15 protein-coding genes are annotated in these 14,232 nt (G+C 59.7%); 3 read left to right on the plus strand and 12 right to left on the minus strand.

Annotated elements, in window-relative coordinates; genetic code table 11:
• Nucleotides 1–52 precede the first annotated feature (52 nt).
• The 8 genes from DIE21_RS28850 to DIE21_RS28885 form a co-directional block, all read right to left on the minus strand.
• Nucleotides 53–1,348, minus strand: coding sequence for an FAD-binding oxidoreductase (locus tag DIE21_RS28850; protein WP_124500864.1), 1,296 nt, complete (start codon nt 1,346–1,348; stop codon nt 53–55).
• 46 nt (nt 1,349–1,394) lie between these two features.
• Complete coding sequence (locus tag DIE21_RS28855; RefSeq protein ID WP_124500865.1) at nt 1,395–2,060, minus strand: amino acid ABC transporter permease; 666 nt, start codon at nt 2,058–2,060, stop codon at nt 1,395–1,397.
• A gap of 10 nt (nt 2,061–2,070) precedes the next feature.
• Entirely contained in the window at nt 2,071–2,742 is a 672-nt protein-coding gene (locus DIE21_RS28860) for an amino acid ABC transporter permease (RefSeq protein WP_124500866.1), read from the minus strand.
• Between the two features lie 9 nt (nt 2,743–2,751).
• Nucleotides 2,752–3,591: an amino acid ABC transporter ATP-binding protein gene (locus DIE21_RS28865; protein ID WP_124500867.1), complete on the minus strand. Its 840-nt coding sequence runs from the start codon at nt 3,589–3,591 to the stop codon at nt 2,752–2,754.
• A gap of 138 nt (nt 3,592–3,729) precedes the next feature.
• Nucleotides 3,730–4,566: an ABC transporter substrate-binding protein gene (locus tag DIE21_RS28870; protein WP_124500868.1), complete on the minus strand. Its 837-nt coding sequence runs from the start codon at nt 4,564–4,566 to the stop codon at nt 3,730–3,732.
• Between the two features lie 65 nt (nt 4,567–4,631).
• A complete protein-coding gene (locus DIE21_RS28875; RefSeq protein ID WP_124500869.1) occupies nt 4,632–5,102 on the minus strand; it encodes a RidA family protein in 471 nt (156 codons plus the stop codon).
• Between the two features lie 14 nt (nt 5,103–5,116).
• Entirely contained in the window at nt 5,117–6,835 is a 1,719-nt protein-coding gene (locus DIE21_RS28880) for a hydantoinase B/oxoprolinase family protein (RefSeq protein ID WP_124500870.1), read from the minus strand.
• Nucleotides 6,836–6,851: 16 nt separating this feature from the next.
• Entirely contained in the window at nt 6,852–8,933 is a 2,082-nt protein-coding gene (locus DIE21_RS28885; protein WP_124500871.1) for a hydantoinase/oxoprolinase family protein, read from the minus strand.
• A 441-nt stretch (nt 8,934–9,374) separates the two neighbouring features.
• Between DIE21_RS28885 and DIE21_RS28890 the strand changes: the two genes are divergently transcribed.
• Nucleotides 9,375–10,160, plus strand: coding sequence for an SDR family NAD(P)-dependent oxidoreductase (locus tag DIE21_RS28890; RefSeq protein WP_124500872.1), 786 nt, complete (start codon nt 9,375–9,377; stop codon nt 10,158–10,160).
• A 19-nt stretch (nt 10,161–10,179) separates the two neighbouring features.
• Nucleotides 10,180–10,389, plus strand: a complete 210-nt coding sequence (locus tag DIE21_RS28895; RefSeq protein ID WP_124500873.1) for a tautomerase family protein — start codon at nt 10,180–10,182, stop codon at nt 10,387–10,389.
• A 76-nt stretch (nt 10,390–10,465) separates the two neighbouring features.
• Here the strand turns inward: DIE21_RS28895 and DIE21_RS28900 are convergent, their stop codons facing one another.
• Nucleotides 10,466–11,308 carry a GntR family transcriptional regulator gene (locus DIE21_RS28900; protein WP_124500874.1) on the minus strand — a complete coding sequence of 281 codons (843 nt, stop codon included), beginning with the start codon at nt 11,306–11,308 and terminating at the stop codon, nt 10,466–10,468.
• 235 nt (nt 11,309–11,543) lie between these two features.
• On the opposite strand from DIE21_RS28900, the gene DIE21_RS28905 reads away from it, so the two are divergent.
• Nucleotides 11,544–12,296 (plus strand): GntR family transcriptional regulator, encoded by a 753-nt coding sequence (locus DIE21_RS28905; RefSeq protein ID WP_124500875.1) that lies wholly within the window; start codon nt 11,544–11,546, stop codon nt 12,294–12,296.
• Between the two features lie 154 nt (nt 12,297–12,450).
• Here the strand turns inward: DIE21_RS28905 and DIE21_RS28910 are convergent, their stop codons facing one another.
• The 3 genes from DIE21_RS28910 to DIE21_RS28920 all read right to left on the minus strand — a co-directional run.
• Nucleotides 12,451–13,008 carry a hypothetical protein gene (locus DIE21_RS28910; protein WP_124500876.1) on the minus strand — a complete coding sequence of 186 codons (558 nt, stop codon included), beginning with the start codon at nt 13,006–13,008 and terminating at the stop codon, nt 12,451–12,453.
• 150 nt (nt 13,009–13,158) lie between these two features.
• Nucleotides 13,159–13,941, minus strand: a complete 783-nt coding sequence (locus DIE21_RS28915; RefSeq protein ID WP_124500877.1) for a class II aldolase/adducin family protein — start codon at nt 13,939–13,941, stop codon at nt 13,159–13,161.
• A 114-nt stretch (nt 13,942–14,055) separates the two neighbouring features.
• A partial coding sequence (locus tag DIE21_RS28920) for an electron transfer flavoprotein subunit alpha/FixB family protein (RefSeq protein WP_221622403.1) occupies nt 14,056–14,232 on the minus strand: 177 nt, incomplete at its 5' end.

Below are 14,232 nucleotides of genomic sequence, written 5' to 3' on the forward strand. Positions count from 1 at the left end.
CATCCTTGTTGATCACCTGTGCATGAGGGCCCTGCCGAGACAAGCCGCTCGCTTATCTGAACCGTCGTGCGCTGAAGGGCGCGAGGTCCTGCTTCGGCGTTCGGCCGCACGCGAGATCCGCAATGAGCCGTCCGGTGGTTGCCCCGAGCGTCAAACCGAGCTGCCCGTGACCGAGCGCCAGCAGAACATTCGGAAGCCGTGCCGAGCGGTCGATAATCGGTTTGGTGTCCGGCAGGAACGGCCGATAGCCCACTCCGAATTCGTGTCTTGCTGCGTTCAACTCAGGCAGAACTTTCTTGGCCTTGGCCAGGATGATTTCCGCGCGCTTGAAATTCGGCTTCGCGTTACGCCCTGCAAATTCGATCGTTCCGCCAATCTGAAGCCCACGAAGCATCGGCGTGAAGCAGAATCCGCCGTCCGCGTAGATGACGGAATGCTTGAGCTCGACTTCCGGTTCCGGAACCAGTACCTGATACCCGGCGACGCCCTCCAGGGGCGCGCTCACGCCGAGTTGGGAGAAAAAGCGCCGGGAACCCGCTCCGGCCGCGACGACGAGATGTTCGGCCTGCACGCTCTCGCCGCTCTCGAGCGTCACGCCGGTGGCGCGACCTGCCTCCTCGTTGATTCGGACCACGACGCTCTGTACGCGGCGGCCACCGTTGGCCACGAAGTGATCCGTCAGCGCTTGCAGAAATCGTTCCGTGTCACTGACAAACCGCCATTGCGGAAGCAGCAGGCCATGTGAGAAGCGCCCCTTCAACGCAGGCTCGAGATCGTCGATCTCCGCGCGGCCGATGATCTGCGTGTCGAACCCCAACGACTTCCTGAGCTCGATATGCGGACGTTCGTGCTCGATGCCCGCGGCGCTGTCAAACACTTCGAGAATCGGCCGTTGGCCGATCAGCGCATCGTCATCGATGGCGTCGAGCAATGTTGCGTAGTCCGCGAAGACGTCGGTCGTGAGGGATGCCATCGCGGTTGCAATCTCGACGATCTTCGAGGGTCGCGCACACGACAGGAAACGCACGAACCACGGCACGATTCCCGGCAATGCTCCGGGCCGCAGCGCGAGCGGCCCTGTTTGATCGAGCAGCCATCCCGGCACCTTGAGGAGAATGCCCGGCTTCGACAAGGGAATGATCTCGCCGACGGAAATCTGGCCGCAACTCCACTTTGCCGTGCTGTCGCCCGGTGGTGCGGGATCGACAAGCGTGACCTTGAAGCCGCTTCGCTGAAGATACAGCGCACAGCAGGTGCCGACGATTCCGCCACCGATGACGGCCGCCTGCCGTGGCGATGCAGCAGCTACGTCCGGGGCCGGGTATTGCTCGCGAGGTACCGAATTCATCTTTGATGTCGTCCGTGGCTCAGGTAGAACGCATTGTTCCGTGTACTCAATACGCAAAACGCCGCAGGAATCTCGATTCCACTACGCCGACCAACCGCGTCAAGGGGAAAGCGACGGCGAAGTAGATGATTCCAACGGTGGTCAAGAATTCGAGGGGCCGCGCCGTGGCGTTCGAAGCGCTCTGGCCGACATACATCAGATCGGCCACGCCCACGGACGATACGAGTGCGCTCTCCTTGAACAGGCTGATGATGTTCGACAGCAGCGGCGGCACTGCGCGCAGCAAAGCCTGCGGAAAAATGACATGTACAACCTTCACCTGAGGCGTCAGCCCGAGCGCGATGCATGCGTCATGTTGCTCCGACGAGATCGATTTGAGTGCGCCGCGAAACGTCTCGCTGGTGATCGCCGTCATGTAGAACGTCAACGAGATGATGACTGAAAGGTACGGCGGAACCGGCAAATGAAACACGACCGGGAAGCAGAAGAAGACCCAGAATAACTGGATCAGCAGCGGCGTCCCCCGGAAGAACTCCACATACAAGGCCGTCAGTGCCTTGACCCATCGGGAGGGCGACATCCTCAACAGACTCAGCGCGAAGCCGAGCAGGCTGCCCAGCACCGCACAACCGCTCGTAAAGGCGATGGTAAGCGCGAGACCTTTGAGCAATACCAGCCAGTAGGACGCGACAACAGAGAGATCGATGCTCATTCCCTTCTCCTCAACGCTGCACAGCCGCATCTTGCCGGCGCTCGATCACATGGACCAAACGCGAGATCGGCAACGAAAGCGCGAAGTAGATGAGCGCCACGACCGAATACGTTTCAAGCGGGCGATATGCTTCCGTCGCGAGACTCTTCGCGACATACATCAGATCCGCCACCGCGACGATCGCAACCAGTGCGCTCTGCTGCAAGGTGCCGATCCCGTTGGTCATCAGCACCGGAAGCGCACTGCGCAAGGCCTGCGGCAGGACCACGAACAGCGTGCGCTGCCAAGGCCTGAGGCCCAGCGCGACACAGGCATCGAGATGTTCCTTGGGCACGGCCTGGACGCCCGCGCGATATGCCTCCGCATTGAACGCCGTCAGATTCAGCCCGAGCGCGAGAACGCCCATCGCAACCGGATCAATGAAGACGTCGACCATCATGGGAATGCAGTAGAAGAACCACACGATCTGCAGCAAAGCAGGCGTGCAGCGAAAGAATTCGATGAAGAGCTGCGCGGGCCAGCGGATGATGTGCCAGCGGCTCATGACCATCAGGCAGAGGACGAAACCCAGTACGAGCCCCATCACGTTCGCTGCCAGCGCCAGCTCGATCGTGACCTTCAGGCCCTTGAGCAGCGCGTCGAAGCTTCCGTGAAGAAACCCGAAATCGAATTGATAGCGCATGTCGATCTCTCAATCCAGATGAAGGACTTTCTCGAGGAATTCGCGCGTGCGCGGTTCCTTCGGGCATTTGAAAATCTCTGACGGCGCGCCCTGCTCGACCACCTTGCCGCTCGCGCAGAAAACCACTCGCGTTGCGATGTCCCGTGCGAAATGCATGTCATGCGTCACGATGATCATCGCCATCTTCTGCTCGGCAAGCTGGAGCATCACGTTCTGTACTTCGATCACCATCTCGGGATCGAGTGCGGAAGTAACTTCGTCGAAGAGCATGAGCTTGGGCTCCAGCATCAGCGCACGCGCGATCGCGACGCGCTGCTTCTGGCCGCCGGAGAGCTGGCTCGGGTAAGCGTTGAGCTTGCTTTCGAGGCCGAGACGCGCGAGGTACAGCCGTGCGCGTTCCGATGCGTCTGCTTTCGACATCCCGCACACCTTGACGGGTGCCAGGATCAGATTCCCCAACACCGACAGATGCGGAAACAGCGTGTAGTGCTGAAACACCATGCCGATCTGCTTTTGCAGCTTCGGATCGATCCGCTTCGAGCCGCCGACATCGGCACCGCGAATGTAAGGCTTGCCCTGAAACGAAATCTCGCCGCCCTGAACACCTTCGAGCCCCATCAGCACACGGAGAAGCGAGCTTTTTCCGCTACCGCTCGGCCCGATCACGACGAGCCGGTCATCGGCGCGCATATCGAGGCTCATGCGGTCCATGACGACGAGGTTCTCGCCATAAGACTTGTACACATTCCTCAACTGTACGAAGTCGCCCGACGCCGCTGACAGAGACGAGAGGTTCGCCGCACTGGTCGGGTGCACCATCGGCGATGCGTGTGTCTGAGATAGAAACATGAGGACTTTCTCCAGCAGAGCGCAACGCTGGCGCTCGCGACTTCATTCAAATGGGCAGAACGTGCCGTTACGCCACGCATCGCCGCGCGAACCGATGACGGAACTGCGGATTCGCAATTCCGTCAACACGACCGTGGATCACTTCGTATTGGCGATCGTCTCTTTTACAGATGCGTCGACGTATGCATTCACGGTCCCCGCTTGCTTCTGCCTTTCGATAAACTGGTTGAGCACCGCAACATCAGCTGCCGGCGTGTCCTTGCGAATGCCGAAGCAAATCCCCTGCGGCGCGAGAAGCGGATTCGGCTTGAATGCCTCGGCCCAGTCCGGATGAGCACGCGTGAGCAACAGGTTCGTCATGCTGTCGTCGGCCAGCAGATCCGCGCGCTTGGACATCAGCGCCAGGCGCGTTTCATCGAAGCCCGGCAGGCGCATGATCGTTGCCTGCTTGAGCACGGCAGAGATGGCCTTGTCCTGGGCCGTACCCGACATCACGGTAACAGTCATGCCCGGCTTGTCGATATCCGCAATGGACTTGATTGGCTTCGTGACTTTCGGGTTGTTCTTGTTGAATGCAAACGTCACGCTGTAATCCACAACCGGTTCGGTGAACGAGATGGCCTTCCTGCGCTCGGGCGTGTCGTTCAACGAAAGCGAGACATCCCACTTGTCCGACTGCAGGCCTGCGACGATGTTGTCCCAGGTGGTGTCCACGTATTCGACCCTGACTTTCAAAACCTTTTCCGCGAAGTCACGGCAGAGGTTCGGAAACACGCCGCTATACGTGTTCGTTTTCGGGTCCTTCATCGTGTACGGAGGCGAAGTCGCAATGCCGCACCGAAGCACACCAGCCTTTTTAACGCTCTGCCACGTCGCATCGGCTTGCGCATGCGCGGTAACGGGAGTCGTTGCAAGGGCACCCAATGCAGTCGCACAGATCATTACGCGACCGAGTAAGCGGGACATCTGGAACATGATCGACCTCTGACTGAGAAGAAAAGAAGATGAAGCGAACGTTCAAAACGACGAGTGTTTATGCATCACGTAAGTTCGAAGACCCCCTCAAGCTCAACGGCAACGTTTCGCGGTAGCGAGATGCAACCGACTGCGGCGCGAGTATGTCGACCAATATCACCCAGCACCGCGACGACGAGATCGGATGCACCGTTGATCACCTTGGGATGCTCGGTGAAATCCTCGGTCGCGTTAACGAACCCTCCCAGTCGCACGCATCCGGCCAGTCGGCTCAGGTCTCCTTCCAGCGCACGATCGACTTGAGCGAGCAGATTCACCGCGCACAGGCGGGCAGCCGCCTGACCGTCTTCGATCGTCACGTCACGCCCGAGCTTGCCGACGTATTGGTCCACGCCATCACGCACGGGTACCTGCCCTGATACGTAAAGAAGATTGCCGACTCGCTTGACAGGAAGGAAATTCGCACCAGGCTTGGGTGCGGTCTGGGGCAGATCGATACCCAGTGCGCTCAAGCGCTCTTTCAGGCTTTGACTCATCTGGCTTCTCCCTGTCAATCCGCGCGACGGCCGGCTTTCGAGCGCGCGTGATCGATGCGCTCACCGTCGAACACGACCTTGTGGTGACGTTCCGCGTATTCGCGCGTGATCTTTCCGTTTGCGAGATCCGCTTCGATACGATCAAGCGTTCTCGCCGCGGGATCCCCATACCCGCCGCCACCCGCCTGCTCGTGGCGAATGATCGCGCCGCGATGAAGCGTTCGCGTGAACTTGCTGGGCAGCGGTGACAGCCCTTCGTCCGAGCGCAGGTAGTTGGCCGAGCACGCGCCTGGCGCACCGCCAAACAACCCGTACGGCGCGTGCGATGCGCGGTCGGAACGAATCTGCGCGACCACCTCCTCCGCTTCGATCCGGTACTCGCGAACAAGACCCAGGCCGCCGCGATACTCGCCCGCGCCTCCCGAGTCGGCCGCGAAACCGTACTCTTCCATGATGATCGGATAGCGCGCCTCGAGCGTTTCGATCGGCATGTTCGACATGTTCTGCGACGGGTTCGTCACGCCTTCGATGCCGTCCTTGTTGAAGCGACCGCCCCACGCGCCGTTGATCATGTCCACGAGAATGAACGGCTCGCTCGCTTCCTTGTCGTAACCGCTGAGCGCAATGACCGTGTTACCGCCCTCGCCTGCCGCCATCACCTTCTTCGGGGCAATCTGTGCGAGCGCACCGAAAACACAGTCGACCACGCGATACCCCGTCAGCGCACGCGCGGCAACAGGTGCCGGCATGCGCGGATTCAGAATCGATCCCTCGGGTGCCGTGATGTCGATGCACCGATAGACGCCCGCGTTGTTCGGGACATCGGCATCGAGCGCACACCGCACGCTCAGGTACGTTGCCGACTTCACGAACGACAGCGTCGAATTGATCGCACCGCGCACCTGCGGCGACGAGCCCGCAAAGTCGACCTTCACTTTCGAACCTTCCACCGTGATCGCGCACTTGATCGGGATCGCGTCATCGGTGAATCCGTCGTTGTCGATGTAATCGGTGAACTCGTATACGCCGTCCGGCCATGCTTCGATCGCGCGACGCGTCAGCCTCTCGCCATAGTCGAGCAACTCGTCGAAATAGGCCTGCAGGTTCATTTCGCCATAGCGATTGATCAGGCGAAGCAGTTCCCGCTCGCCGATGTTGCAGGTCGCGAGTTGCGCGTCGAGATCGCCCAGCACGAGGTCGGGCAAACGCACATTCTTCTTGATGATGTTGATGAGCGTTTCGTTCGGCTCGCCACGGGTATAGAGCTTTGTCGGCGGAATGCGCAGGCCTTCCTGGAAGATCTCTGTCGAGTCCGCCGCATTCGAGCCCGGTACGCGCCCGCCTACGTCGCAGTGGTGCGCGATCACGACCGAAAATCCCTGCAAGCGTTTCTCGTGGAAAATCGGCTTGAACATGAAGATGTCGGGCAGATGCATTCCGCCCTCGTACGGGTCGTTCAGGATGATCACGTCACCCGGCTCGACCGTGGCCGCGAACTTGTCGATGATGACGTCCACCGCATCCGGCACGGCGCCGAGATGCAGTGCGACGGTCTTCGCCTGCGCGAGAATGCGGCCGGCGGCATCACACATCGTGACCGAGTAGTCGAGCACGTCGCGGATGATGGGCGAACGCGCGGTGCGCATCACGGCGAATGCCATGTCGTCCACGATCGTGTCCAGCGCGTTCTTGACGACGGCAAAGGTAATTGGGTCAACGTTTCGTTGGGTCATGATTGCTCCATTCAATTCATTCGATCGACGCGATGACACTGCCCACCTTGTCGGTACTCACGCGCCAGCCCGGCGGAATGACGATGGTGGTGTCGGAACTTTCGAGGATGACGGGGCCCGTGATGGGTTGGTCGAGCTTCGAGCGCGCCAGGATCGGCGTATCGACCCACCCCGTCTGGCGATCGAAGTAGACGCGACGCGTGGCTGCCGACGCTTCGAATCGAGACGCCTTCGAGCTGCGGATATCGTTGAAATCGAGCGTGCTGGTCGCGATGCCGCGTGCGAGGAGACGAACGTTCGCGCATTCGATGGCATCGTTGGATGCATACCCGTAGATGCCTGCATAAGCGTCGCGAAACGCCTTGCGCAATGTCTCGCGCGTGGATTCGTTCAACTGCTCCGGCAACGGGACGGGAATCTCGTAGTCCTGCCCCTTGAAGCGCATGTCGAGATCGAAAACGTATTGAATGCGATCCGCCGGATAACCTTCGTCCGCGAGCGCGCGAAGCGCGTCTTCACGCATTTGCGCAACCGTTTCAGCAAGCGCATCGATGTCGAGCGAGTCCAGCAGGTTGAGCGACGGTTTCACGAAGTAGCGTTCAACCGCGCCCGCCAGCATGCCCATCGCAGTGAAGACGCCAGGCGCCGCCGGAAAAACCACTTTTTTCATGTCGAGCGCGCGCGCCAGATCGCAGGCGTGAACCGGCCCTGAGCCACCGAAGGCCACGAGCGTGAAGTCACGCGGATCGACGCCGCGTTCGACCGTCACTGCCTTGATCGTGCGCGCCATGTTGACGTTGACCACTTCACGGATGCCGACGGCTGCCTCCTCGACCTCAATGCCGAGCGGTTTGGCGAGCAGCGTCTCGACGGCGTCGCGCGCGGTGGCGATCTTGAGTTCCATCGTGCCGCCGGCCAGGCGATGCGGCAGGAAGCCGAGGATCGCGTTGGCATCGGTCACGGTCGGCTTGTCGCCGCCGATGCCGTAACAGACTGGCCCCGGAAAGGCACCCGCCGACACGGGTCCGACGTTCAGCAAGCCACCCGCGTCGATCCAGGCGATCGAACCCGCTCCGCTGCCTACTTCGGCAACGTCGATCGTCGGCACGCGCATCATGTAGCCGCCTGCCTTGATGAAACGGCTCGGCGTCGAGATGCCGGCGCGGAACTCGTACTCGTTGGTGCGCGCCAATTGCCCATCGTGAATGAGCGATGCCGATGCAGTCGTGCCGCCCATGTCGAACACGACGAGATCCTTGTCCTTGCGCGCATCGCCGAGACGGCCGGCACCCACCACGCCTGCGGAACGTCCCGAGGAAATAAAGAACACCGGCGTGTCCTGCGCACTCCTGGCACTCGACAGGCCACCGTTCGAATTGCTCACGAGCAAAGGCGCTTTCACGCCGATTCGCTTGAGGCCCGTTTCCAGACGCTGGAGATAGGTGCGAAGAGCAGGCAGAACATAGGCGTTCACGACCGTCGTCGACGTGCGCTCATATTCGCGAAGTTCCGGGAGTACGGAAATCGAAGCGGTCACGCTGATGTCCGGAAACGCGCGCTGAAACGCTTCGAGCGCGGCGGCTTCATTCGCACCGTTCTTGTACGAGTTGATGAAGCAGATTGCGACAGATTCGACGCCTTCCTTCTGGAAGAACTCACCCGCCTTGATTACCTCGTCGACGGGCGTCGGACGCAGCACCTCACCCGAGGCCAGCACGCGTTCGTTGATCTCCATGCGGTAGCGGCGCTCCACGAGCGGCACGGGCTTGTCCCACGACAGATCGAACATCGTCGGAGTGCGCACGCGCCCGATCTCGAGCACGTCGCGAAAGCCTTTGGTCGTGATCAGACCGCACTTCGCGCCCACCTTCTGCAGCATCGTGTTTGACCCGACGGTCGTACCGTGAAGCACTTCCTTCACGTCGGCTGTCGCCAGACCGGACTGCTCAAGGATGCGCTCGACACCCGTGAGCACCGCCTCTTCGGGCGCCTTGGGTGTGGACGAGACCTTGGTGAAGTGAACGTTGCCCTCATCGTCGAGCAACACAAGGTCAGTGAAAGTACCGCCGATGTCGACGCCGATTCTTGCGCTTGCCATATCGATTCCCGATTTTCTCGAGTCCTCGAGCCGAGTTCCGGACGAGGCCCTCGTTACCTAGTTGAAAGACCACAGCAAACTCCACGGAAGTTCGCGATGCGAACACCGAACTTCGGCGGGGTATGGATTATTGGCGCCAATTATCTGCTTCGCGGAAAGTCCTGCTTCGCGGTAAAAATGCATCGCCCTTCCATGGACGCATTGTCGATCAAATGACGACAAAGTCAAAGTCGAAAAAAAATAAGTTGCCTGCGAGTACGGCCAAAGTCCTTGTCGGACATGGGTTTCAGCGTCAAATAGGTGGTTAACCTGATCGGCAATAGCCCTGGCAAAGAGCCTTGACAGATGGCGAGCCACCGTGAAAATATTGTCGACATAAGATCGACTTCACGCCGACAAGCCTGTCCGGCGTGGTCGTTTCCATCGAGATAGCGAGGCACTATGAAAGACGAATCGAACCTGATTGTTGTGACGGGAGGCGCGAGCGGGATCGGCGAAGCAACCGCGCAACGCTTCGCGCGGGCCGGCTGGCGGCTGGCCGTCGCGGACGTCAACGCCGAAGGTGGGGAAAAGGTGGTCGCATCACTGCGCAAGACCGGCATCGATGCACGGTTCTTCCAGGTGGATCTGGCCGATGAAGCCTCTGTCACCCGCTTCGCCGATGCAGTCGTTCGAGAACAAGGTGTGCCCGATGCATTAGTGAACGCAGGCGGTATCCTGCAGAACGCGGTGCGCCTGCTCGACCTCGAACTGGCGGAATTCGATCGACTGTTTCAGATCAATGTGCGCGGTACGCTCATCGCGTCACGAGCCTTTGGGAAATTCATGTGCGAAGCGGGACAAGGGTCTATCGTCAACCTCTGTTCGCTGACGACGTTTCGCCCTTCGGCGCAGATTGGATACGCGGTCGGCAAGTCCGGGCTCAAGCTGCTGACGGAGACTATCGCGGCGGAATGGGGTCCCAAGGGGGTACGAGTGAATGCGGTGGCACCAGGCTATACGCTGACGCAGGCAATGCAGGCGCGCATCGATTCGGGGCAACGCGACCCCGATGCAGTCATCAGCAAGTCGGCACTGCGTCGATTCGTCAAGCCTTCCGAGGTAGCGGACGCCATCTATTTCCTCTGCTCGCCCGAGGCGGCGGCCATCACGGGCGTCACGTTGCCGATCGACTGCGGCTGGCTCGTCAGCACGGCGTATCAGGCATACGCGTCACAACCCGCGTAACCTTCAAGGGATAACTGAAATGCCTATCCTCACCCTGGAAATGTTGTCCGGCAGGACGGAAGAACAGAAAATCGAGCTCGCAGACGTGCTCACCCGCGAAACCGCTCGCATCGCAAAGTGCGCGCTTCAGGATGTGCAGGTTATTTTCGCCGAGGTGCCACACGTGAATTGGGCGGTTGGCGGAAAGCTGGCGTCGAAGAAAAATGCGCCTGGCAGCGAGAGCGAGTGAGGGAAGCCGGCCGTTAGCGCTTGCGGCCGGCTGTTGCCATGAATTGCGGAACGATTCTGGCGCCTGGCGCCAGAGATCAGCTACATGACGGGCTGGTTTCCTTTGCCGCCTTCGTCTGTCTGGAACGGGCGTTCCCCTGCCGCTCGTCCGTCGCATTGCGCGACTGGCTCCTGGACGCAAACTTGACCGGAATCTGCGCGGTGAGGTTGCGATCCAGAAAATCCATGAAGCGGCCTTTGAACTGCACCGCGTGCTCATGAGCGCATGCCTCCGCGTGATCGGCGTCTCCTTCCTCGATAGCCTGCAGCATCTCGGTATGGTGGGCCGCCATCCCTTCCGGCGTGATGGCCGGATCCAGCGCCATGTACTTCAGATGCAGGTGCAGCATCCGCCGCCCTTCGTCGAGCAAACGCCGGTACAGGTCCGCGAAATAGATGTTGCGCCCCGCTTTCGCGATGGCCATATGGAAGTCGAAGTTGCGCTCGATCATGGGAAGGCTATCGCCGGTTTTGATGCTCTCGGCTACCCCCTTCAGGTACGCCTTGTGCGCGGCGTGGATGGCGCGTATATCGTCTGTGGTTCGATGCAAGGCCGCCAACCGGTGCGTGACCCTCTGCAGCAAGTCCAGCGCGTCAAGAAATTCGGGGACACGTTGAAAATCGATTGGCGTGACGATATTTCCGCGATTCGGCAGAATCGTTACCAGGCCTTCGGCCGACAGTCGAACGAGCGCCTCGCGAACCGGCGAGCGAGACACGGAGAACCGCTCGCCCACGCCCAACTCATCGAGATGGGTGCCTGGAGCGATCTTCATGGTCAGGATTTCGTTGCGCAGCGTCAGATAGACGCGCGCTGTACCCGTTTCCTTTGTTGCCTCGGCGGGTTGCTCTTGCCCCGCCACCTTTGCCACCTTTGCCATAACGAATCCCGTTTGCGTGTCGAAGTGGCTCCGGGGCCGAAGCATTGTCGACATGTTGCCGACATTCTACTACTTTCCCTCACATCCACGTACACGTGCCAGGGCATGGTTGACCCGAAGGCGGCGCTCGCTTCGGCATGGAAGGTTTATTGGCTACAATGATCTGGTTTGCTGAAGCAACACCCGTCACCCTTTCCGGTAAAACCGAAATCCCTCTTCCCGGTCGGCCCACACAATGTCGTCAGTCCTTGCCATCCCTAAAGTCGTCAAGCAAACCATGGGGGCGCAGGCAGTCGAGGTGCTACGGCAAGCCATCACCCGCGGCGACATACCAGCAGGCTCCCGCATCACCGAAGTGCAGTTGTCCGCGCATCTGGATCTCTCCCGCGCCACTGTAAGGGGGGCATTGCATCAACTGGCCAAGGAAGGATTGACGAAACTGGTGCCATACACCGGTTGGACGGTTGTCGCGCTGACTTCTACAGATGCGTGGGAGCTGTACACCTTGAGGTCAAGTCTGGAGAGACTCGCGGCACAGCTCGTTGCATCGAGCCTCGACAGTCACAAGCGCAAGACCATCAACTCCCGTTTCGCGACGCTGGAGAAGTGTTGCGCACGCGCCGATGCGGAGGCGATTGCCGAGGCGGATTTCGCTCTTCACAAGTCGATCATCGAGCTTGCCGATCATGAGCGGCTTCGAACCCAATACGAGATCGTCGAGCGGCAGATCCGCATCTTCATTCGGTCGAGCGACCAACTGGCGAGTGACCCGCAAGATCTGATCGACCAACATCGACCCATCGTTCAAGCACTGCTCGCAAAGGATATCGACGAAGCCGGAAGGCTGTCGGAGGCGCACAACGTAACGGAAGGAAGCAACCTGAGGGCGCATCTGCTTTCCCTTGAGTCTCAACAACCTGCATCAGAACACCCCGGGGTGACGGGGCGGCTGAAGAATCTGAACGCGCGCCGTCACAAGGAAACGTAGGTGCGCGTGCGCTACTTCGATGTTGCCTGCTCGACGTCGAGCACGACCGATTGTCCTGAACGGCACGAGCGTTCGACTCGCGCGAAGCCGAAACATTTGCACAAACGTCGCTGGTCCCCGGCTTGCGACATACTTCAGCGACCGGAGTACCCGGCTATGCCTGCTTCAATGCGTATGAAACCTGCTTCTCGGCGACGCGTTCGAAAATCAGGCAGTCGCAGTATGAATTGCCCTCTTGCAGCAACATGTCAAGCTGGCGGCATCGTCTCAGTGCCGAATCAAAGCTATAGCACTCCCTGAACAACGTCATCTGCAATGCACGGGGCTTGATATCCAGTTTCGACGCAACCTTCTCGAGCGTCCAGGCGTACCGTGGCAATTGAAACATATTCTGCGTGAGTGCGACTCCAAAGCCTCGTCGGCTCCCCGAGTACGCCGCGGCAAGATCACCCCATTCCGGCTCCGTCAACGCGGACTTCACCGTTAAGTCGAGTTCCAGGCGACCTGCAACCGCACCTGTCTCGTCGGGAGTCATTCGAATGTCGAACGACTCCTCGACCCGTACGTCGGCATTTCCACCCTGGAAAAGCAGTTCGCCACGTCCTTCATTCGAAATACGGAGAAATCCGCGTTCGGCGTACCACTTCAACGGAAAGGGGAATCGGAGTCCCGTCAACTCGACACTGCGCGTCGCCACGAATTGATACGCCAACACACTTGATCCTGGCTGCTTGAAAACTGTGTATTCACGAGATCTTTTCCGAGCGGCTGCCGCAGACTCGCCAGACGCAACGATATTACTTGAGCGCAATTAGACCGCCCACGTTCCATGTGGCGTCGCCAACGGCAGCACCGTCTCAACTCATGCTCGATAGCCGCCGCCATCGCGATCGAGAAGACGCAGCAACGCAGTCCACTCCCGGTCGAGGTGAACGGTATCAAGGTACGCGTAGTCGTCGTGCTGCTTTGCCGCGTGTTCGCACACTTCCGGCGAAGGAATCGTCACTTTCTGTCCCGCCGACAACGTCGCTACCTGAATCTCGCATGCCTTGTTCAAGTAGTACATGCGCGTGAATGCTTCTGCGACCGAACGTCCCGTCGTCAGAAGTCCGTGGTTGCGCAAGATCAGGTAGTCCTTTTCCCCGATCGATTTGACAATGCGCTGGCGTTCATCGAGATCGAGCGAGATCCCCTCGTAGTCGTGGTACGCGACACGGTTGTAGAACTGCATGCTGATCTGGTTGAGCGGCAACAGCCCGCATTCCATCGCCGCGACTGCCATCCCGTACGTGGTATGAAGATGTACGACGCACTCCACATCGTGCCGTGCCTGATGAAGCGCGCTATGGATCGTGAAGCCGGCCGCATTGACTTCGAAACGGTCATCGCCAATCGGTTTCCCGTTCACGTCGATCTTGACGAGCGACGATGCCGTGATCTCATCGAAGAACCAGCCGTGCGGATTGATCAGGAACTGGTCGTCCGTACCCGGCACACGCGCCGAAATATGTGTATAGATCAGGTCCGTCAACTCGAACTTCGCCGCCAGACGATATGCTGCAGCGAGTTGCACGCGCGTGTCCCATTCCGTCTGGGCAATATTTCTCGGTTTGCGATTGATGTGCGGATCGGTAGTGGAAATCATGAGGAATACTCTCCATTAAGTGCGGCTATCACCGCTGACGATTTGATGCGACTGAGCAGGTGCGAATCCAGAATCTGACACCGCCCGGATTCGCGGAAAAATTCACAAGCCGTTCTACAAGGCCTCAATCAACGCAGGAACCGCGTCAAACAGGTCACCCACCAGGCCGTAATCAGCCACACTGAAGATCGGCGCCTCCGGATCCTTGTTGATTGCGACGATCACCTTCGAATCCTTCATGCCGGCCAGGTGCTGGATCGCCCCCGAGATGCCGACCGCGATGTACAGCTG

The sequence above is a fragment of the Burkholderia sp. Bp9140 genome (assembly GCF_003853425.1).
Classification (GTDB): Bacteria; Pseudomonadota; Gammaproteobacteria; order Burkholderiales; family Burkholderiaceae; genus Burkholderia.